Origin of the sequence: Flavobacterium cryoconiti (assembly GCF_048158645.1) — a bacterium.
GTDB lineage: Bacteria > Bacteroidota > Bacteroidia > Flavobacteriales > Flavobacteriaceae > Flavobacterium > Flavobacterium cryoconiti.
Genome location: NZ_JBLNKW010000006.1, coordinates 181510 through 201839, shown reverse-complemented (window position 1 = coordinate 201839; position 20330 = coordinate 181510). Strand labels below are relative to the sequence as shown.

General features: G+C 33.1%; 19 protein-coding genes. 11 read left to right on the top strand and 8 right to left on the bottom strand.

Going from position 1 to position 20330, the window contains the following annotated elements; genetic code table 11:
- Nucleotides 1-8 precede the first annotated feature (8 nt).
- Together ACM55H_RS10640 and ACM55H_RS10635 are read left to right on the top strand one after the other, a co-directional pair.
- Nucleotides 9-821, top strand: a complete 813-nt coding sequence (locus ACM55H_RS10640) for a UbiA prenyltransferase family protein (RefSeq protein ID WP_416836457.1) — start codon at nt 9-11, stop codon at nt 819-821.
- A 126-nt stretch (nt 822-947) separates the two neighbouring features.
- Nucleotides 948-2063: an ATP-binding protein gene (locus ACM55H_RS10635; protein WP_416836456.1), complete on the top strand. Its 1116-nt coding sequence runs from the start codon at nt 948-950 to the stop codon at nt 2061-2063.
- A gap of 54 nt (nt 2064-2117) precedes the next feature.
- Here ACM55H_RS10635 and ACM55H_RS10630 read toward each other — a convergent pair whose 3' ends face one another.
- Nucleotides 2118-2573 carry an SRPBCC family protein gene (locus tag ACM55H_RS10630; protein ID WP_416836455.1) on the bottom strand — a complete coding sequence of 152 codons (456 nt, stop codon included), beginning with the start codon at nt 2571-2573 and terminating at the stop codon, nt 2118-2120.
- Between the two features lie 173 nt (nt 2574-2746).
- The gene (locus tag ACM55H_RS10625) at nt 2747-4774 is read right to left on the bottom strand and encodes a M3 family metallopeptidase (RefSeq protein ID WP_416836454.1); all 2028 of its coding nucleotides are present in this window, start codon (nt 4772-4774) and stop codon (nt 2747-2749) included.
- 216 nt (nt 4775-4990) lie between these two features.
- Here ACM55H_RS10625 and ACM55H_RS10620 point away from each other — a divergent pair, with 216 nt between their 5' ends.
- Nucleotides 4991-5656, top strand: a complete 666-nt coding sequence (locus ACM55H_RS10620; RefSeq protein ID WP_416836453.1) for a hypothetical protein — start codon at nt 4991-4993, stop codon at nt 5654-5656.
- Between the two features lie 48 nt (nt 5657-5704).
- Here ACM55H_RS10620 and purE read toward each other — a convergent pair whose 3' ends face one another.
- From purE to ACM55H_RS10600, 4 genes are all read right to left on the bottom strand, one after another.
- Complete coding sequence (purE, locus tag ACM55H_RS10615; RefSeq protein ID WP_039110246.1) at nt 5705-6190, bottom strand: 5-(carboxyamino)imidazole ribonucleotide mutase; 486 nt, start codon at nt 6188-6190, stop codon at nt 5705-5707.
- A gap of 70 nt (nt 6191-6260) precedes the next feature.
- Nucleotides 6261-7412, bottom strand: a complete 1152-nt coding sequence (locus tag ACM55H_RS10610; RefSeq protein ID WP_416836452.1) for a 5-(carboxyamino)imidazole ribonucleotide synthase — start codon at nt 7410-7412, stop codon at nt 6261-6263.
- A 114-nt stretch (nt 7413-7526) separates the two neighbouring features.
- Complete coding sequence (locus ACM55H_RS10605) at nt 7527-9170, bottom strand: DUF1501 domain-containing protein (RefSeq protein ID WP_416836451.1); 1644 nt, start codon at nt 9168-9170, stop codon at nt 7527-7529.
- A gap of 165 nt (nt 9171-9335) precedes the next feature.
- A complete protein-coding gene (locus tag ACM55H_RS10600) occupies nt 9336-10982 on the bottom strand; it encodes a DUF1800 family protein (protein WP_416836450.1) in 1647 nt (548 codons plus the stop codon).
- 267 nt (nt 10983-11249) lie between these two features.
- Between ACM55H_RS10600 and hpt the strand changes: the two genes are divergently transcribed.
- The 4 genes from hpt to obgE all read left to right on the top strand — a co-directional run bounded on the left by hpt (nt 11250) and on the right by obgE (nt 14954).
- Nucleotides 11250-11780, top strand: coding sequence for a hypoxanthine phosphoribosyltransferase (gene hpt / locus ACM55H_RS10595; RefSeq protein ID WP_039110242.1), 531 nt, complete (start codon nt 11250-11252; stop codon nt 11778-11780).
- Nucleotides 11781-11792: 12 nt separating this feature from the next.
- Nucleotides 11793-12365 (top strand): adenylate kinase, encoded by a 573-nt coding sequence (locus tag ACM55H_RS10590; RefSeq protein ID WP_416836449.1) that lies wholly within the window; start codon nt 11793-11795, stop codon nt 12363-12365.
- Between the two features lie 216 nt (nt 12366-12581).
- The gene (locus ACM55H_RS10585) at nt 12582-13853 is read left to right on the top strand and encodes a hemolysin family protein (RefSeq protein ID WP_416836448.1); all 1272 of its coding nucleotides are present in this window, start codon (nt 12582-12584) and stop codon (nt 13851-13853) included.
- Between the two features lie 99 nt (nt 13854-13952).
- Nucleotides 13953-14954 carry a GTPase ObgE gene (obgE, locus tag ACM55H_RS10580; protein ID WP_039110239.1) on the top strand — a complete coding sequence of 334 codons (1002 nt, stop codon included), beginning with the start codon at nt 13953-13955 and terminating at the stop codon, nt 14952-14954.
- Nucleotides 14955-15007: 53 nt separating this feature from the next.
- Here obgE and ACM55H_RS10575 read toward each other — a convergent pair whose 3' ends face one another.
- Together ACM55H_RS10575 and ACM55H_RS10570 are read right to left on the bottom strand one after the other, a co-directional pair.
- Complete coding sequence (locus tag ACM55H_RS10575) at nt 15008-16000, bottom strand: glycosyltransferase family protein (RefSeq protein ID WP_416836447.1); 993 nt, start codon at nt 15998-16000, stop codon at nt 15008-15010.
- A gap of 103 nt (nt 16001-16103) precedes the next feature.
- On the bottom strand, nt 16104-16919 hold the full coding sequence (locus ACM55H_RS10570) for a UDP-2,3-diacylglucosamine diphosphatase (protein WP_416836446.1): 816 nt from the start codon (nt 16917-16919) through the stop codon (nt 16104-16106).
- A 134-nt stretch (nt 16920-17053) separates the two neighbouring features.
- On the opposite strand from ACM55H_RS10570, the gene ACM55H_RS10565 reads away from it, so the two are divergent.
- Genes ACM55H_RS10565 through radC form a run of 4 tightly spaced genes read left to right on the top strand, consistent with a single transcriptional unit; the run spans nt 17054 to nt 20328 of the window.
- Nucleotides 17054-17749 (top strand): tetratricopeptide repeat protein, encoded by a 696-nt coding sequence (locus ACM55H_RS10565; protein WP_416836445.1) that lies wholly within the window; start codon nt 17054-17056, stop codon nt 17747-17749.
- A gap of 47 nt (nt 17750-17796) precedes the next feature.
- A complete protein-coding gene (locus ACM55H_RS10560; RefSeq protein ID WP_416836444.1) occupies nt 17797-19152 on the top strand; it encodes a UDP-N-acetylmuramate--L-alanine ligase in 1356 nt (451 codons plus the stop codon).
- A gap of 8 nt (nt 19153-19160) precedes the next feature.
- Nucleotides 19161-19619 carry a GNAT family N-acetyltransferase gene (locus tag ACM55H_RS10555; protein ID WP_416836443.1) on the top strand — a complete coding sequence of 153 codons (459 nt, stop codon included), beginning with the start codon at nt 19161-19163 and terminating at the stop codon, nt 19617-19619.
- A 13-nt stretch (nt 19620-19632) separates the two neighbouring features.
- Entirely contained in the window at nt 19633-20328 is a 696-nt protein-coding gene (gene radC, locus ACM55H_RS10550) for a RadC family protein (protein WP_416836442.1), read from the top strand.
- The last annotated feature ends 2 nt before the right edge of the window (nt 20329-20330 follow it).

Genomic DNA, 20330 nt, shown 5'->3' with positions numbered 1-20330 from the left:
TTTGTCTAATGAGGATTTTTAAACAACTATTCAATTTTTATATCAATAGCAGTATTCACGTGGGATTGTCGTGTTATGCCTTAGTGCGAATGACGCAACACATGTTCCAGATTTCTTCGGATGAACCAATAGCTAATTTTGTTTTTTTTGGAACAATTGTAGGATATAATTTCGTAAAATATGATGCTTTGGCCAGAGCCAAAAAATTAAAGATGCGCAAGGAGTTGAAAATCATCGCCGTATTTAGTTTTTTAGCGCTTCTTTTGGTTGGTTTTTATTTTTTTCAGTTGCAACGGATTACCCAAATCGTAGCAATCGCTTTTTTGAGTATCACATTATTGTACACGCTTCCGTTTTTTCCAAATAAAAAAAATGCCAGAAACTGGGCTGGCGTAAAAATCTACATTGTGGCGTTGTGTTGGGTAGGGGTGACTTTGGCTTTGCCTATTTTGAATGCCGATGTTTCGATAACACTTGATTTCTATTTGAAATGCATTCAGCGATTTATCCTGATTTTTGTGTTGGTACTTGTTTTTGAAATTATTGATTTGGCAAATGATGATCCGCATTTGCAAACCGTGCCACAACAAATAGGGGTGAAGCGAACTAAGATATTGGGATTATTACTGCTGCTTCCGTTTTATTTTCTGGAATTGCTAAAAAGTAATTTTGATACAAATCAATTAATTGTCAACTTGGTATTAGTGATTATGATTGCTTTATTTCTGCTTTTTGCCAATGAAAAACGCTCGAAATACTATACTTCTTTTTGGGTAGAAAGTGTGCCAATTCTTTGGTGGCTGATGGTTTTGTTGTTTTAGAAAAACATCAATTCGGTGAATATATTCACTAAAAATAGTATTAATTTGGTGAACGTATTCACCGAAAATAGTATTAATTTGGTGAATACGATATAATTGTACTATATTTGGTTAAAATTTACGGTTATGATTAGTAGAGATTTAACGCCAATAATAGAGAAGAATTTAGGAAAGGGAAAAATTATTGTATTAATAGGCCCGCGACAAGTTGGTAAAACTACATTGATTAACGCTTTATTAAAGGATATTCCTTTTTTATTTCTTGATGGTGATGATGCGGTTGTGGCTGATACTTTAGCAAAAGCAAATACCGAAACCTTAAAAAATATTATTGGAAATTATAAATACGTTTTTATTGATGAGGTACAGCGTATTCCTGCTATTGGTTTAAAACTAAAGATTATTGTTGATCAAATCAAAGAGGTGCAAGTGATTGTTAGTGGTTCTTCGGCTTTTGATATTAATCATGTCACACAAGAACCATTGACGGGACGCAAATTTGAATACCGTTTGTATCCCATTTCCTGGAATGAATTTGAAGGAAATGTAGGTTATATGAAAGCACAACAGCAATTGGAATTGCGATTGTTATACGGAATGTATCCAGATGTGATCAATAATTTTGGTAATGAATATGAAATTTTAAAAAACCTTGTTTCCAGCTACTTGTATAAAGATGTTTTGAGTTTAGCGGGTATCAGGAAATCGGAAGTTTTAGAAAAAATATTACAAGCTTTAGCTTTTCAGGTTGGGAGTGAGGTAAGTTATAATGAAATAGCACAATTAGTTGGTGTGGATAAAAACACGGTTAATAATTATATTGATTTGTTGGAGAAAGCTTTTGTGATTTTTAGATTGAATAGTTTTAGCAAAAACTTGAGAAATGAAATAAAGGCAAACAGAAAAATCTATTTCTACGACAATGGTGTTCGGAATATGTTAATTGGAAATTTCAATTCATTAGACTTTAGGCAGGATAAAGGGGCATTGTGGGAAAATTTTTTAGTTTCAGAACGATTTAAACAGTTGTCCTATTCTCAAAGTTTGTCAAGACCTTATTTTTGGAGAACTACGCAACAACAGGAAATAGATTATATTGAAACTAATGCTGATGCAGTCAGTGCTTTTGAATTCAAATGGTCTTCCGCTAAAAAAGCGAAGTTGCCTAAATCATTCCAAGAAGCGTATCAACCCAATTTTTTGGTGGTAAGCAAGGATAATTTTAGAGTATTTTTGAAATAAATTTAGAGAGTATCGTCTTTTTGGGTGGAAAGAGTACCAATTGTTTGATGGTTATTATTGCTCGTTTTCAGATAAATTTTTCAATATTTTATTTCTTTCGATAATAAAATTGATTAGATGATTTTTTAAAAATAAAAAGTCAAATAGTTCGCCAAGGAATCCATAGGGCATTTCGTAATATAATTTGTCCTTCATTGTGGTAACGCCATTTTTTTCATAAAAAAAATGTTCATGTCGGAATGATTTGAATTTCCCTTCTTCCATTTCATCTACAAAATATTCATACAGATTCATAGCTGTTATTCGGCTTTTATGAGTCAGATAAAAACCAAAATGTTTGCCGCGCCAAGTCACTGTTTCGTTGTAATTGATCAATCCTGTAGTTATTCCGTCGATAGCAGTTTCATTTGTAGGACTTGCTGATTGTTGGTGTACGTCAATATCTCTTGACACATCAAAAACAGTTTGTATGGGTGCTTTTATTTTTGTTCGAATTTTTATGGTAGTCATCAAAATCTATTTTTTTAGTTTGTCTTCTGTAGTGCTTTTTGAGCCAATGGCAAGAATAAGTTGATTTTAAATCCTTGATAAAAGGAAATTATTGCATTTTAATTTTGATTACTAAATGAAAGTGTATTAAAAAACCCGAAGAAATTAAACTTCGGGTTTTAAATAGTTATTGTTTAAACCAATCCCGCTCTTCTCAATAGTGCTTCTGGTTTTGGTTCTTGTCCTCTAAAGCGTTTGTACAAAATCATCGGATGTTCCGTTCCGCCTTTAGAAAGTACATTTTCCTTGAACTTGGTTGCCACTTCTTTGTTGAAAATACCTTTTTCCTGAAAATATTCGAAAGCATCAGCATCCAGCACTTCGGCCCATTTGTAGCTGTAATATCCAGAAGAATAACCACCTTGAAAAATATGGGAAAAAGAAGTGCTCATCGCATTTTCCTTTACATCAGGATAGAGTTGTGTGGCTGCAAATTGTTCGGTTTCGAAAACTTTAATGTCCTTGATATTGGATGGATCTTGTGCATGCCAGCCCATATCTAACAACCCAAAACTCAATTGGCGCATCGTTGCCATTCCTTCCTGAAAACTTGCGCTTTCTTTAATTTTATGAACTAATTCCATCGGAATCATTTCTCCAGTTTGATAATGGTATGCGAATAATGCCAATGCTTCCGGTTCATAACACCAGTTTTCCAAAATTTGGCTCGGTAATTCGACAAAATCCCAATACACAGAAGTTCCTGATAAACTTGGATAAGTCGTGTTGGCTAACATACCGTGCAACGCATGACCAAATTCATGAAACAAAGTCGTTACTTCGTTAAAAGTTAACAGTGATGGTTTCGTTTCAGTCGGTTTCGTGAAATTGCACACAATGGAAATGTGCGGTCTTTCGTTGATTCCTTTTTTTATGTATTGCGATTTAAAAGAGGTCATCCAGGCTCCGTTGCGTTTGCCTTTTCTTGGAAAGAAATCAGCATAAAAAACGGCAACTAACTGGTCTTCCTCATCTTTTACTTCGTATGTTTTTACTTCCTCATTGTATTTATCCACTTCGAAAATTTCTTCAAAAGTGATTCCATATAATTTTTGCGCTACTGCAAAAGCACCGTCTAAGACTTTTTCTAATTGAAAATACGGTTTTAAAATTTCATCATCCAGATTGAATAATTGCTGCTTCAATTTCTCCGAATAATAAGCACCATCCCATTTTTCCAGTTGTTCGATTCCGTCTAGTTCTTTTGCGAAAGCAGTCAATTGGGCAAATTCTTTCAAAGCAGCCGGTTTAGCTTTTTCTAATAAGTCATTCGAAAATGTTTTTACTTTCTCCGGACTTTCGGCCATTCTTTCTTCAAGTACAAAATGCGCATGAGTAGCGTAACCTAAAACTTGTGCTCTGTCAAAACGCAATTTGGCAATTTTAAGCACGATTTCCTGATTGTCAAATTCGTTATTTTGAAAACCTTTGGCACCAAAAGCGATGGCCATTTTCTTGCGTAATTCGCGATTGTCAGCATAAGTTACAAAAGGAACATAACTTGGGTAATCCAGCGTAAAAATCCATCCTTCTTTTTCTTGGCTTTTAGCCAAAGAACGAGCGGCTTCGATAGTTCCTTCCGGTAAACCAGCTAAATCGGATTCATTTGTAATGTGCAATTGATACGCTTGTGTTTCAGCTAAAACATTTTCGCCAAATTGCAAACTCAATTTCGACAGTTCTTTGTCGATTTCTCGCAATTGATTCTTTTTGTCTTCCGGCAAATTAGCTCCATTTCTGGAGAAGCTTTTGTATTTTTTGTCTAAAAGCGTAGTTTGTTCCGGATTTAGATTCAGTTTTTCTCTTTGCTCGTAAACCGTTTTTACTCGGGAGAATAAATCAGGGTTAAGACGAACATCATTTCCAAATTCAGACAATAAAGGGGAAATTTCTTGAGCAATTTTTTGAATTTCATCATTCGTTTCTGCTGAATTTAAGTTGAAAAAGATACTTGAAATTCGATCCAAAACATCGCCGCTGAATGCTAATGCTTCAATCGTGTTTTCGAAAGTTGGTTTTATAGGATTTCGTACAATGGCATCGATTTCGGCTTTTGCCAATTCGATTCCTTTTTGAAAAGCAGGAAGGAAATCTTCGTTTTTTATTTTCGAAAAAGGGGCAGTGTTATATTTTGTATTGAAATGGTGGGTTAAGATGCTCATTTGTATTTTTTTAATAAAAATAATTCGATGTTTAAAGATAACAAAGGTATGGATTTATTGAAAAAAATGAGGTTGCTAAAGGAATTGATTTATCCTAAAATGCTAGAATGGATTGTGTTATTTAAATGTTATTTATTTCGTTTGGCAGTAATAAAGCCTTAAATTGTAAAAAAAAGATTGGTTTTTGAAGAAACGAATCAAAAAAAGAAATATAATATGAATTATCAAATTATAATAAAAAGAGCCAATACCGTTGATCAAATCGAGGAATATTGGACCAATGAAGATTATGTTAAACTGCTTGAAAAATTCGATTATCCGGATGCTTCAGATGCTGATACAGCCAGTTTAAGAGAGTTGTTATTTATGGCAATTTCTGATTTTGAACCCAAAGATGCTGCCGTAATTGTATTGGAATACAAATTATCAGAAGATTTAAATGAGGGTCAGATTCAGCAAATTTCAAACGATATGTTTTTAGACAAAGTCTGTGAAGAATATCCTGAAATAAGTTTGCATTCGACTTTGTTTCATGTCAATCAATTGCTTTTTAAAGCATATAACGGTAAATTTCCTAATGCAAAAGCCACAATTCTTGAGTGCAGTATGACGGCATCAGAAGGAGCAAATGAATTGACAAAAGAAAATGTTTTAAAATTGTTAAACAACGGTTTGTCAGACAGTACTCTTATCAAACGATTGTTTGATCATGCGATGAATGAAAATGCCCCTTTTCCGGAAGCGGAAGATATTTTATGGGATTTAACAACTTCGGATAACGTAAATTATACTTTAACTACCTCAGAATACTGGTTGAACAAAGAAGATATCATTGCTTCTGAATTTGAAGGAGTCCTGGAAGAATCAGTGAGTGTTGAATAAATGATTCATGATTTGAAATAAAAAAAGCTCCGTATTGGAGCTTTTTTATTATTTATTAAGAGTTTCGGAGGCGATATTTACTGCTTCTTTCAATCCTGTCTTATATAATATTATCCTGTCAAGGACACTTTTGTTGTGACTTCCTATGATTTGAGCTGCAAGAATTCCAGCATTTTTTGCTCCATTTAGTGCAACAGTTGCTACTGGAACGCCACCCGGCATTTGAAGAATAGACAAAATACTATCCCAGCCATCGATAGAATTACTGGATTTCACAGGAACACCAATTACTGGAAGTGGTGACATCGAAGCGACCATTCCGGGTAAATGTGCAGCACCGCCAGCACCGGCAATAATTACCGTAATCCCACGATGATGTGCATTTTTACTAAAATCAAATAATTTTTCTGGTGTTCTGTGTGCAGAAACAATGTCAACTTCTGTTTCTATATCAAATGCTTTTAAGATGTCTATGGCTTCTTGCATAACTGGCATATCAGATATGCTTCCCATTATTACGGCTACTTTCATTATCGTTTTATTTGTTTATTTGCTTATCCGTTTAATCGATTAATCAAAATTTATAATTCTACTTTTAAATAATTTAGGCAATTACTCGAATCGTATTCTTCACGTTTTCAGCAATTATTCGGGCTTCGTTAATGTTTTCATTTACGATGGTAACATGCCCCATTTTTCTAAAGGGACGCGTTTGTTTTTTTCCGTAAATGTGTGGCGTAACACCATTCCAACCTAATATTTTTTCTATATTTTCATAAATTACATTGCCTGAAAAACCTTCTGCACCTACTAAATTTACCATAATTCCGGCCACTTTACTGTCCGTATTTCCTAAAGGTAAATTGAGAATAGCGCGTAAATGATTTTCGAATTGTGAAGTATAACTGGCTTCAATGGAATAATGACCTGAATTGTGCGGGCGAGGAGCAACTTCGTTAACTAGTATTTCATCATTTTCAGTTTGAAACATTTCAACGGCTAATAAACCAACGTGATTGAATTTTTCGGAAACATTCAACGCGATTGCTCTTGCTTTTTCCGCTACTTTATCATCTATCCGAGCAGGACAAATCACATATTCCACTTGGTTGGCTTCTGGATGAAATTCCATTTCAACCACAGGATAGGTTTTTATTTCGCCCGATGGATTGCGACAAACAATAACTGCCAATTCATTTTTGAATGGAATCATTTCTTCAGCAATGCATTCTACATTGGCTAAATTATCTAAATCTGAAATTTGTCGAATGACTTTAACGCCATTTCCGTCGTATCCAAATTCCGTACATTTCCATATAAATGGTAGTTTTAGTTTGGAATCAAGAATGTCAATAATTACACTTTTTAGATTGGGAAATCGCTTGTAATTTGCAGTTGGAATAGTATGTTGTAAGTAAAAATCTTTTTGAATTCCTTTGTTTTGAATAAGCTTCAATGTTTTAGGAGAAGGATATACTTTTAATCCTTCTTCCTCGAGTTTTACTAAAGCTTCAAGATTAACCAATTCGATTTCAAAAGTCAAAACATCAACCAGTTTTCCAAAGTTGTAAACGGTTTCAAAATCCATTAGATCCCCTTTGAAAAATTGGTCGCAGGATATTTTGCATGGCGCTTCATCACTTGGATCAAGTACATAAGTTTGTATGTCGAATTTTCGGGTATCAAACAACAGCATTTTGCCAAGTTGTCCGCCACCTAGAATTCCCAGTTTAAAATCAGAAGAAAAATAATTCATCGTTGTATAGAAATTTATCTGTAAAATTGATTTTACAAAGATACTTTTAAATGATTAATAATAAAAAGATACAAGTTGTAAAATAGTCAGATAGGTATTTCAATATTGAGGATGTTATCTTCTCACAATTACTTTTTTAGAAAAATTCCCGTTGGAGGTCTCGATTTTTAAATTATAAAACCCTGTGGATAGATTTTCAACATTAATTGAAAACTGACTTTCGTTTAAAAGGTTTTTATATTTTCCAATGAATTTCCCGTCTATAGAATAAATGGAAACCGAATAAATCTCATTATTATTTGGGGCATTAATAGTGATGAGTTCTGAGGTAGGATTTGGATAAACGAGAACTTCATAAGTATTTTTGAATTCATTTACGGAAAGTAATTTGTCAGTATAACAGGTAGAATTAACGACGTTTTGAGTTTTTATTAAATCGGCTATTTTATTATTTGAAAATCCAGTATTGGTCGTGTTATTATAAAAAGTCATATCCAATGTTTGGTTGCTCGTTCCAAACCAATCTTGAAGGATTGTACTAAAAACTCTCCTGTAATCATGCTGAACAGTTTTAATCTGATAATTATTAGTCGAAACTGCTTCTGATAAATTAATATTTGTCCCTGATATCCCTGGATTTATTGCATTTCCAAAAACAAACATTGGAGCAATTTCACCATGATCAGTTCCTAAACTTGCATTTTCCCCTGCTTTTCTTCCAAATTCTGAAAAAGTTACTGCCATAACATCATTTCCTATGTTTTGATTGTTCAAATCCGTGATGAAAGTATTAATTGCTTCTGATATTTGAGTTAAAAGAGTTGCATGATTGCCTAAATGTGTCGTGTTGTTTGCAGCCACTTGCATATCGTGAGTGTCAAATCCACCTACTTTAACTAAATAAACCTTGGTTTGAAGACCACCGGAAATAAACCGTGCTACTGTTTTCAACTGATTGGATAAACTCGTATTAGGATAAGTTAATGTATTAGTTCCTGAATTAAAGGAACTCGAAATACTTTGTGCATAAGAATTTGCGGAAGTATCATTGTTAATAATGTATTCAATTAAACTGCCGTATTCTGAATCTGGAATGCTTGATGGTGCTTGTCCGCCTAAACCATTCACAACAGAATAATATCCAGACAAATCTTGCCCACTAATGTTCAAAGACATGCCGTGTTCAATTTCTCCATGAAAACCTAATGAATTATCACTATTTCCAAGTTGAATTCCTAGAGGAAAGTTTGAATTTAAAAAATCAACATAATAATTCTCGATAAAGCGTCCTGCCCATCCGCTATACAAATTGTAATTTGACAATGTACCATCACCTCCGGTTAGCCACAAATCAGTTGATTTAAAATGAGATTTGTCTTGGGAAGGATAACCAACTCCTTGAATAATTCTCATAAACCCTTTGTCATAAAGGTCTTTAAATCCAATGAGGGAAGGATGTAATCCTACTTGATCTGTTAATGCCAAAGTTGAATCCAGATTAATAACGCCATTTGTCATTCCAACATTATTAAGCTTTATGTTCGGTCGTAATGCAGCATAAGTATCATATTGATTGATGGGTACAATAGTGTTTAATCCATCATTAGCTCCTGCTAATTGAATTAAAACTATTTTTTTTGAACTGGAATCAGGGCAATCTGTCATACCTGCTGATTTGAAAAGAGCAAAAACTTCTGTAGGCAACAATGAAAGTGCGCTAGCTGTTGAAGTCAATTTAATAAAATTTCTTCTTCTCATGATATTTGTTGTTTTGTTATTAATTATTGGAAATAATACTAAAACATGCGAGATTTGGGGTCTCTTAATATCTTGGTCGATAAATAAATTTTTGAAAATACCAAACACTTGAGATTTAAGTTCTCTTAAATATTTTGGTTGTTAAATAATTGTTTTGAAATGATACTAAAACATTTGAGATTCGGGAGCCCTTAATATTTTGGTAATTAATAACCTTAATCTAGAATTGACAACAGTATTATTATTGGTACTAATAAAACTATTCCATGCGTCAGTCCAGTAATAATTGGAAAGGCCTTGCAAGAGGAAAGAATTCATAAAATAGTTAATGCGATCAGTATCTGTTTCCTGAGCGAAAAGAGCATTGCATAATTCGGAAGTTAATATGAATGGATCCGATGGATTTGATACAATTTCAGTATTTCTTAATACATCTGATATATATATTTTAGTTACAATATTACCGTTTCCAAGAATTCTATTAACTCCGTCAAGTAAGGACTCTCCTATTCTATATTTAGCAATCAAGGTCGAAGAAGAAATCCAATTTTTATCATAATCAGGAGCTTGATAATAGGCTGCATGACCGGCTACACTTTCAGGGTTAAATAATCCCATATTTGAACTTGTTAAAAATGTATTGTAAGCAAAATTGGACCAAAAAGTACTGTAGAATTCTAATGGATTAGAAACTGGGTCTGGTATGGTGGCTTGTAAATACGTACATATTTCGGAGAGTTGTTGAATTGGGGATTTTATAATTCCTCCAATAGTTTCATCAGTTGCATTACTGTCATCTAAATCATAAAAATGTTGGCTTTCTAATAATTTTCTAATAATTGGAATAATTTCATAACCATTGTCATAGAGTTCTTGTGCTAAAGGAGTTATAATATCATTTTCAGCTTCGGTTGAAATAGTACTTTTTACAAAATAAGAATATATTTTTCTACAAATATTTTTGGCAGTGGCTGGTTGATTAAAAACCATTTCAATATAATTATCTAATTCGATATCCATCGAAAAATAATCACTTGCAGAAGTGATTATTTTACTGTTAAAAGCACTACTAAATGTTTTGGAACTAGTGTTGTGATCAGAAAATTGATTGTATCCTTTGGGAATTCCAGTTTCAGAATCAATTATGGAACGATCTGCTTTTCTTTTAAATCCCGTTAATATTCGCGCTGCTTGGACAATATCTGACTCCGTATAATTCGTATAATTACCAGCGGCAATTTGAACACCTTTACCTATGGTGAATAATTCTAGAAATTCACGTGCATAATTTTCATTTGGAGAGGATTTTATATTTGATGTATTATTTAAAAAATTGAGCATAGAGTTATTTAAAGTCATCTTTTTTGCTAATTTTTTATAATTTCCATAAGAATAAAATAAAAGCAATCGGATGTAGTCATAAAACTCTGTTGCAGATCCTGAACCTACTCTGTTAACAGTAAATCGAGTAGATAAAAAATGAGAAATTTTGAATTTTAGTGTAGGGTTGTTTATTGCATTATACCACCACCATCCACCAATAATTGCAAATTTTCTGCCTTGATCAAGAAATGAAGTAGGAGAATTTGTAGATTCAGTCCAGTAACCATCGGGTGCTGTTAATGGAAGAGGGTCATAAGGTAGATTAATGGTAAGTGGATTGTCTGCTAATAATAAATCCAAAGCTTCGCTTGGAGTTAATTTAGAATATTGGTCTATCAAGACCTTGGTGTAAACAAAAGTTGCTCTTCGCAATAAATGTTTAGCGTTTTTGACACCTAAAACTGCTGTATTTGGATTTAATGAAGCCATAATTTTACGATTTTCAATATCCTACACTTAAATTTAGGAATAAATAAATTTAATACAATATTTTTTCGATTAACAGATTCTAATAATCGTCTAACTGCTTGTTTTTGATTAAATTATATGAATTTTTTAAGATTTTTAATTTAAATTTTATAGTTGTGTTATTAGGATAATTAGGGCATTCAATCACTCGATTACAAATTAATGCCCATTTATCAATTGTCAAATTCGAATTCTGTATCTTTGCGCATTATTTTAAACACGAAAATAATGATACAACTTCACGATAAACAATTTGTTCCGTTTATTTCTGCGAAAGAAATTGACTTTGCAATAGCAAAAATGGTTGCGCAAATAGAAGATGATTTTGCTGATGAAATACCAGTATTTGTGGGTGTCTTGAATGGTTCTTTTATGGTAGTTTCGGATTTTATGAAACTGTATAAAAAACCATGTGAGGTATCTTTCATAAAAATGGCCTCTTACGAAGGAACTTCTTCCACAAACGAAGTAAAACAATTAATAGGACTGAATCAGGATTTGACTGGACGAACCGTTATCATAATAGAAGATATTGTAGATACCGGAAATACTTTAGTGGAACTGAAAGAATTATTCAAAAAACAAAATGTAAAACATTTTAAAATAGCAACACTTTTTTTCAAACCGGAAGCATACACAAAGGAAGTAAAAATAGATTACGTTGGAATTAGAATTCCAAATAAATTTATTGTAGGTTTTGGACTAGATTATGATGGTTTAGGAAGGAATTTACCAGAAGTATATAAATTAAAAGAATAACTACACAACAACATGACTAACATTGTTTTATTTGGAAAACCAGGAGCAGGTAAAGGAACTCAAGCTGAATTTTTAAAAGAAAAATACAAATTAACGCATATCTCCACGGGTGATGTATTTCGTTTTAATTTAAAAAACGATACCGAACTTGGGAAACAAGCAAGAGTATATATGGATGCTGGGGATTTAGTGCCAGATGAATTGACTACTAAAATGCTAATAGATGAGGTAAATAAACACCCGGATACTAATGGAATTTTGTTTGACGGTTACCCAAGAACAATTTCACAAGCCAAAGATTTAGATGTATTTCTTATTTCAATAGGTTCTCAAGTTGCTGCGACAATTGCACTAGAGGCCGATGATGAGATCTTGGTTGCAAGATTGCTTGAAAGAGGAAAAACAAGTGGTAGAATTGATGATCAAGACGAAGAAAAAATCAGAAATCGCTACCAGGAATACAATGAAAAAACAGCTCCTTTAATGAATTATTATCAGGAACAAGGAAAATTTCACGCAGTAAATGGAATAGGTTCCATTGCTGAAATTACCGAAAGAGTAAGCAACGTTATTGATAATTTATAGGAGCAATTCCAGCTGTACATTACAAGTCCTCGTTAAAAAAAATATTTTTCTAAGTCATAAAAGGAGCTTCCTTTGGTCGCTCTTTTTTGACAAGAAAAATTAGCTTTTTAACTCTGGGCTTTCCATTACCATCTGGGCTAAAAATCCGGATTGCAGATTTCAGAAAATAAAAATTCAGGAATCAGAATTTAAATAAAAAACGAATCAACTAAAAAATTGGAAATACTAATAATATTTTTTCTAATACTATTAAATGGGGTTTTCTCTATGTCAGAAATCGCACTGATTTCAGCACGAAAAAACAGATTAGAGACCGCTGCAAAAAAAGGAAATAAAAGCGCTAAAATAGCATTGGATTTAGCCAATTCTCCCAATAAGTTTTTGTCAACAGTACAAATAGGAATAACACTGATAGGGATTCTTACCGGTATTTATAGTGGTGATAAAATAACCAAAGATGTTGAAGCATTTATATTTGGATTTGAAATGATAAGACCTTATACACATTCTGTTGCAGTAGGTATAGTAGTAGTAGTATTGACTTTTTTCTCTTTGGTTCTAGGAGAATTATTACCTAAAAGAATAGGATTGAATCATCCGGAATCGATTGCTAAAGCGGTGGCATTACCCATGAAAGTGGTGTCAATTGTAACGGCTCCATTTATTTGGATGTTGACCACTTCAACCGATTTTTTATTAGATATTTTAAAAATAAAACCAACTGCCGACGGTAAAGTAACCGAAGAAGAAATAAAAGCGATTATCAAAGAAGGTACTGAAGGTGGAGAAGTACAGGAAATTGAACAAGATATTGTGGAGCGTGTTTTTCATATTGGAGATAGAAAAATAAACTCCTTGATGACGCACAGGAAGTCAGTAGTTTTTTTACCTTTGCATTCTGATAAAGAACAGGTTAAGGAATTCATGCTAAAAGAGTTGCATTCTATTTATCCTGTTTATGGTGAAAATTATGATGATATTGTTGGGGTCGTTAATTTAAAAAATATTTTTGCTCATTTTGAAAATGAAAACTTCAATTTAGCGGATATAATGACTGAAGCTCCTTTTATGATGGAGCAAACTACTGCTTATATAGCCTTAGAAAACTTCAAAAAAACAGGCATTCATTATGCATTTGTCTCTGATGAATACGGTGTTTTTCAAGGCGTAATTACTTTGAATGATATTCTGGAAGCCTTGGTAGGAGATGCTTCTGACTTTTATAAAGATGATTTTCAGCTGATTGAAAGAGAAGATGGAAGTTGGCTAGTTGACGGACATTATTCACTGCATGATTTCTTGACGTATTTTGAATTAGATGAGTTAATCAATGATTACGAAGTAACTACGGTGAGTGGATTAATAATGACGGAACTCTCTCATATACCTAAACAAGGGGAGAAATTAATTTGGCAAAAATTTGAGTTGGAAGTCATTGATATGGATGGCGTGAAGATTGATAAAGTGATGGTGAAAGCACTTAAATAATAATAATAATAATAATAGAAATAGAGGACAGGAGACAGATAGCTGATTGAATTTTTTTTCAATCCGAAATCCGAAATTTGAAATCTGAAATTAAAAAAAATGACTGAAGGGAATTTTGTAGATTACGTTAAAATATATGTTTCTTCCGGAAAAGGAGGAAAAGGATCTACGCATTTGCATAGAGAAAAATTTATTGAAAAAGGTGGTCCTGATGGTGGTGATGGTGGTCGTGGTGGTCATGTTTTTTTGGTTGGTAACAAAGGTCTATGGACATTGTTTCACCTTAAATTTGCCCGACATATCAAAGCCGGTAATGGTGGAGATGGTAGTGGTGACAGAAGTACAGGTGCTGATGGTGATGATAAATTCATTGAAGTTCCGCTGGGAACAGTTGTGAAAGATAAAGAAACAGGGGAAATATTATTTGAAATTACCGAAGACGGTGAAAAACAAATACTTTCCCGTGGTGGAAAAGGTGGTTTAGGGAACTGGCATTTTAGAAGTTCAACCAATCAAACGCCTAGATACTCACAGCCAGGTTTGCCAGGTGCAGAAATGGATGTTATTCTTGAACTAAAAGTATTAGCTGATGTAGGTTTAGTGGGTTTTCCTAATGCAGGAAAATCAACATTGTTGTCAGTATTGACTTCAGCTAAACCAAAAATTGCTGATTATCCGTTTACAACTCTAAAACCAAATCTTGGAATCGTAGCATACAGAGATTTTCAGTCTTTTGTAATTGCTGATATTCCAGGAATTATTGAAGGTGCAGCCGAAGGAAAAGGTCTTGGACATTACTTTTTAAGACATATTGAACGTAATTCAACGTTATTGTTCTTAGTTCCAGTGGATACACCAGATATCAAAGCCGAATATGATATTTTGGTAAACGAATTGACAAAGTACAATCCAGAAATGCTTGACAAAGAGCGTTTGTTGGTGATTTCAAAATGCGATATGCTCGATGATGAACTAAAAGCAGAATTGAAAACAGAATTAGACGTTGCTTTCAAAGACATTCCTTATATGTTTATCTCTTCTGTGGCGCAACAAGGTTTGACAGAGTTAAAAGACAAATTATGGAAAATGTTGAATGACTAACATTTTAAAATTTTTATAAAAAAAGGTGTTCTGAAAAGAACGCCTTTTTTGTTTTAGTTACTATTATATGTGTCAAATAAGAATTGCAAAGTGTCAGGAATACTATTGGCTTGTATAGTAGGAATAACTGTTTCGGTATTAAGCCAGTTTTCTATAATTAAATCAAATTTATTGCCTACTTCATAAGCAACGGGAACCCCCATTTTTTTTAATGCTGCGGCATTGCATTCTTGCTCATAATGATTTCGTATTGGAATGCTGAGTATTTTTTTTCTAAGGTATAATGCCTCAGCCGGCGTTTCAAATCCGCCGCCGGTAATGATACCGTGACAGGTAATTAAACTTTCATTGAATTGCTTTTGATTTACTGGATAATAAGTAATGTTGCCAATAGTGTGTTTGAATTTTACATCATTCAAAAACCAATGGAAGTGTTGTTCCGGTAGTTTGTTAAAAGCTCTTTCTAAACAATCTTGCTGAAAAGAAGGGAGATAAATGGTTATGTGTTTTAAGTCTTTTGGCTCGGCTTGCATAATTTCATCTTTAATAATAGGAGGAAGTATAAAAGAGTCGTATTTCTCAAAATGCAATCCAATATGCTTTGGAGAAGGCGCATAGTGTTTCAGGATCATTTCTCCTATAATGCTTTTCTTTTCCGGTCTTGGCGTAGATTCTGAAATAAAACTGGCTTGATGTCCAAATTGTACGGAGTGTACTTTTTGTAATTTACAGGCAAGAGAAGTAATCGAATCAAAATCATTAATTATGACATCATAATTTTTTAAAGGCAATGACTTTGCATCGTTGAACATTTGTATTGGTTTGATATTTTTTGCAATATCCCAATAATTTAAACCGCCGCATTTACTGTAATGCAGGCTGCAACCGTTGCTTTTGAATTTTATGGGCAAATTGACATCCAGACTGGCATTGTTTCCGCTCATAAAAAAATCTACAGTTCCAAACTTTTGTAAATAAGGATGTAATTGAATAGCTCTGCTGATATGTCCATTGCCAGTTGCTTGAATAGCATAAAATATTTTCATGTGAATTTATTTAGATTATATCAAATACAAATTTCTAATTCAAAAAATAACTGAATAACTTGTTTGTTAATGATTTGATTTTGAAAGTAATTGGGTGAAATAGCTAGGATAAAATTTTAGTAATAATATCGGTGGCAATTTTGTCTTCTTTGTTTTCATGGTCTAAATAGTCGGATTTTTTGTATTGATAAATACGCCACTTTTCTTTTTTGTATTCCAATGCGGTAAGGTTTTCTACCCAATCGCCACTGTTTAAATACATAACTTTCCCATGTTCGTTTTCAACTTCCTTCATTTGGGGTTTATGAATATGTCCACAAACGACATAACTGTATTTTTTTTGGATGGCGATTTCTGCTGCGGTAGTTTCAAAATTGGATACAAACGAAACTGCTTTCTTGACACTATCTTTAATCATTTTTGAATAACTTCTTTTCTCTTTTCCTAGAAGAACTAAAACCCAATTAATGAAACTGTTGATTAATATCAATAAATCATATCCTTTTCCACCAAGTTTGGCTAATATTTTAGCATAACCTTTCGTAGAGGAGTCGAATACATCTCCGTGGAAAATCCACGTTTTCTTTCCGTCTAAATCCAGAATTAATTTATCAGCCAATTCAAAATTTCCTAAAATAAAATCAGAATATTTTCTCAAAGCTTCATCATGATTTCCGGTAATGTAAATAACACGGGTTCCTTGATTTGACATTTTTATGATTTGTCTCAATACATTCATATGCGAGGCAGGAAAATAGCTTTTGCTAAAACTCCACATATCAATGATATCTCCATTTAAAACCAACATTTTTGGTTGAATAGATTTTAAGTATTGAAGTAATTCTTTGGCTTGACAGCCATATGTTCCTAAGTGTACATCACTTAATACCACTAAAGGAATTTTTCTCTTTCTTTTCATAATTTGTTTTGACGAAAGTAATTACTCTATGTTATGGTAATGTTTCTTATTTATTATGTTTCCTTTTTTAATTTTGGGTTCTTTTAGCCTAAAAAAAGCTGTTTAATACTTCAAAATTTCCTTATTTTTGAAAGATGAAAAAAATGGTATACTTCTTTTTATTACTTCCTTTAATGATTTGGTCCCAATCCAATTTTGATAAAGCAGAGAAATTTTTCAAAGAAGAAAAATTTGATCAGGCACAGTCCATTTTTGAATCCATTGTAAAGACTAATCCTTCTGATTTGAAAGCCATTGAATATTTAGGAGATATAGCCGGACGAAATAAATCTTGGGATACCGCGATTGGTTATTATAAAAAACTAAAACAATTAAAACCTTCGGAAGCTAATTATTATTTTAAATATGGAGGAGCGCTAGGAATGAAAGCCACGCAGGTCAATAAATTCAAAGCTCTTGGAATGATAGATGAAGTTAAAGAATCTTTTGAAAAAGCAATAGTTTTCAATCCTAAGCATATTGAGGCACGTTGGGCATTGGTAGAATTGTATATTCAGTTACCCGGAATCGTGGGCGGTAGTGAGTCTAAAGCTATAAAGTATTCAAATGAATTGTTACGATTGTCACCCGTTGATGGGTATTTATCTAAAGGACATATTGATGAATATTTTAAAAGATACAAAGTTGCTGAACAACAATATAAAAAAGCAATAGCTTTAGGTGGGTCAAAAGTTAGCTATCAAATGCTGGCTAATTTGTATAAAAACAAAATGAATAATCCTGAAAAGGCCAAATCAATTTTAGAAGAATATAAAAATAAAAAAGGATAAATAAGTAAGATTAATTTCTAACTCAACAACTATAAACTACAAACTTAATGCGTACACATTTTATAGCTATCGGTGGAAGTGCCATGCACAATCTCGCTTTAGCATTACACAACAAAGGGTATCAAGTTACAGGAAGTGACGATGCCATTTTTGAACCATCAAAATCAAGATTAGATAAAAAAGGAATTTTGCCTCCGGAATTAGGTTGGTTTCCTGAAAAAATTACCTCAGATATTGAAGCAGTAATTTTAGGAATGCATGCTAAAGCTGATAATCCTGAATTGTTGAAAGCACAGGATCTAGGTTTGAAAATATATTCTTATCCAGAGTTCTTATATGAACAATCCAAAAATAAAACACGCGTTGTAATTGGTGGTTCTCATGGAAAAACGACCATAACTTCAATGATTCTTCATGTGATGCATTATCATGATATAGCGGTTGATTATATGGTTGGCGCACAACTGGAAGGATTTGACACGATGGTACATCTTACGGAGGAAAATGATTTTATTGTTTTAGAAGGAGATGAATATTTGTCTTCGCCAATAGACAGAAGGCCAAAGTTTCATTTGTACCAACCAAATATTGCTTTGATTTCAGGAATTGCTTGGGATCATATTAATGTTTTTCCAACGTATGAAAATTATGTAGAGCAATTTGAAATTTTTATTGGTAAAATTACCAATGGTGGAATTTTAGTTTACAATGAAGATGATTCCGAAGTAAAACGTGTCGCCGAAGCCGCTACAAATCCAATCCGAAAATTAGCGTATCATACGCCAAAATATACCGTAAACGATGGTGTGACACTTCTGGAAACTCCCGAAGGTGCTATGCCGATAGAAGTTTTTGGAGCTCATAATCTTAATAATTTGGCAGGAGCCAAATGGATTTGCCAAAATATGGGAGTTGATGAAGCTGATTTTTACGAAGCAATTGCAAGTTTTAAAGGTGCTTCAAAACGATTAGAAAAAATCGCTGAAAGTAAAACTAAGGTTGCTTATAAAGATTTTGCCCATTCACCAAGCAAAGTGGCGGCAACTACAAAAGCTGTAAAAGAGCAATATCCAAATAGAGCTTTGGTGGCTTGTTTAGAGTTACATACCTATAGTAGTCTGAATGCTGAATTTTTAAAAGAATATGAAGGTGCATTAGAATATGCCGATAAAGCAGTTGTTTTCTATTCACCTGATGCAGTAAAAATTAAGCAGCTTGAAGAAGTGACTTATGAGCAAATAGCAAATGCATTCAACAGAAAAGATCTAATCATTTATACCAATCCAAAAGATTTCAAAGATTATTTGTTTAATTTAAATCTTGAGAATTCAGCTTTGTTATTGATGAGTTCCGGTAATTATGGAGGACTTAATTTTGATGAGGTTAAAGAGTTGATAAAATAAAGAATAAGATGAATGACAAAATAGTAATTGCTAAAACTACAAGTGAAAATCCAGACTTTGGAATTCTCATAACAGCATTAGATGCCAGTTTATGGGAACGATATCCAGAATTAAAGACAAATTATTGGGGAAATAATGTCATAGAATTAAATCCTAATGTTGTTGTTATTTATCTTGAAAATAAAGCTGTTGCCTGTGGTTGTTTCAAGAAATACGATGAAAATACAATTGAATTAAAGCGTATGTTTGTTTCTCCCGAAGCACGAGGGATGGGGTTCGCCCAAAAAATATTGCAAGAACTGGAACTTTGGGCACATGAGTTAGGGTTTTCTTTCTCTGTACTGGAAACGTTGTATAAACAAAAAGAAGCCATCGGTTTGTATCAAAAAGTAGGCTATACTATTGTTGATAATTATGAACCTTATGTAGGTTTAGAAAATAGTATTTGTATGAAAAAACAAATTTAAGAGAAATATGCCTATGCCTGAAAATTCTTTTTTTCCAATAACCAATTGGTCCGAAGACGACAAACCAAGAGAAAAGTTAATGCTGAAGGGCAAAAGTGCTTTGAGCGATTCGGAGCTGATTGCTATTTTGATTGGTTCAGGAAGCCGTAACGAATCAGCAGTTGATTTGAGTAAACGGATTTTAGGGAGTGTCAATAATAATTTGAATGCGTTAGGGAAATTATCGATTTCTCAATTGACAAATTTTAAAGGAATAGGCGAAGCCAAAGCAATTTCGATTATTGCCGCTTTAGAACTAGGAAGACGAAGAAGGGCAGAGGATGCAGTTGAATTAACAAAAATTACTTCCAGTAAAACAATTTTCGAAATCATGCAACCTATCATTGGTGAATTGCCACACGAGGAATTTTGGATTGTATATTTAAATAATTCAAACAAAGTTATCTCAAAATCACAATTAAGTAAAGGCGGAATAACTGGAACTTTGGTTGATGTTCGATTGGTTTTTAAAACAGCATTTGAAATTGGGGCAACGGGATTAATATTATGTCACAATCATCCTTCGGGAACATTGATTCCAAGCGATGCTGACAAACAAATTACACGGAAACTAAAACTAGCAGGAGATAGTTTAGAAATAAAAGTTTTAGATCATCTTATCGTGACGGAAACCAGTTATTTTAGCTTTGTCGATGAAGGAATATTTTAGAA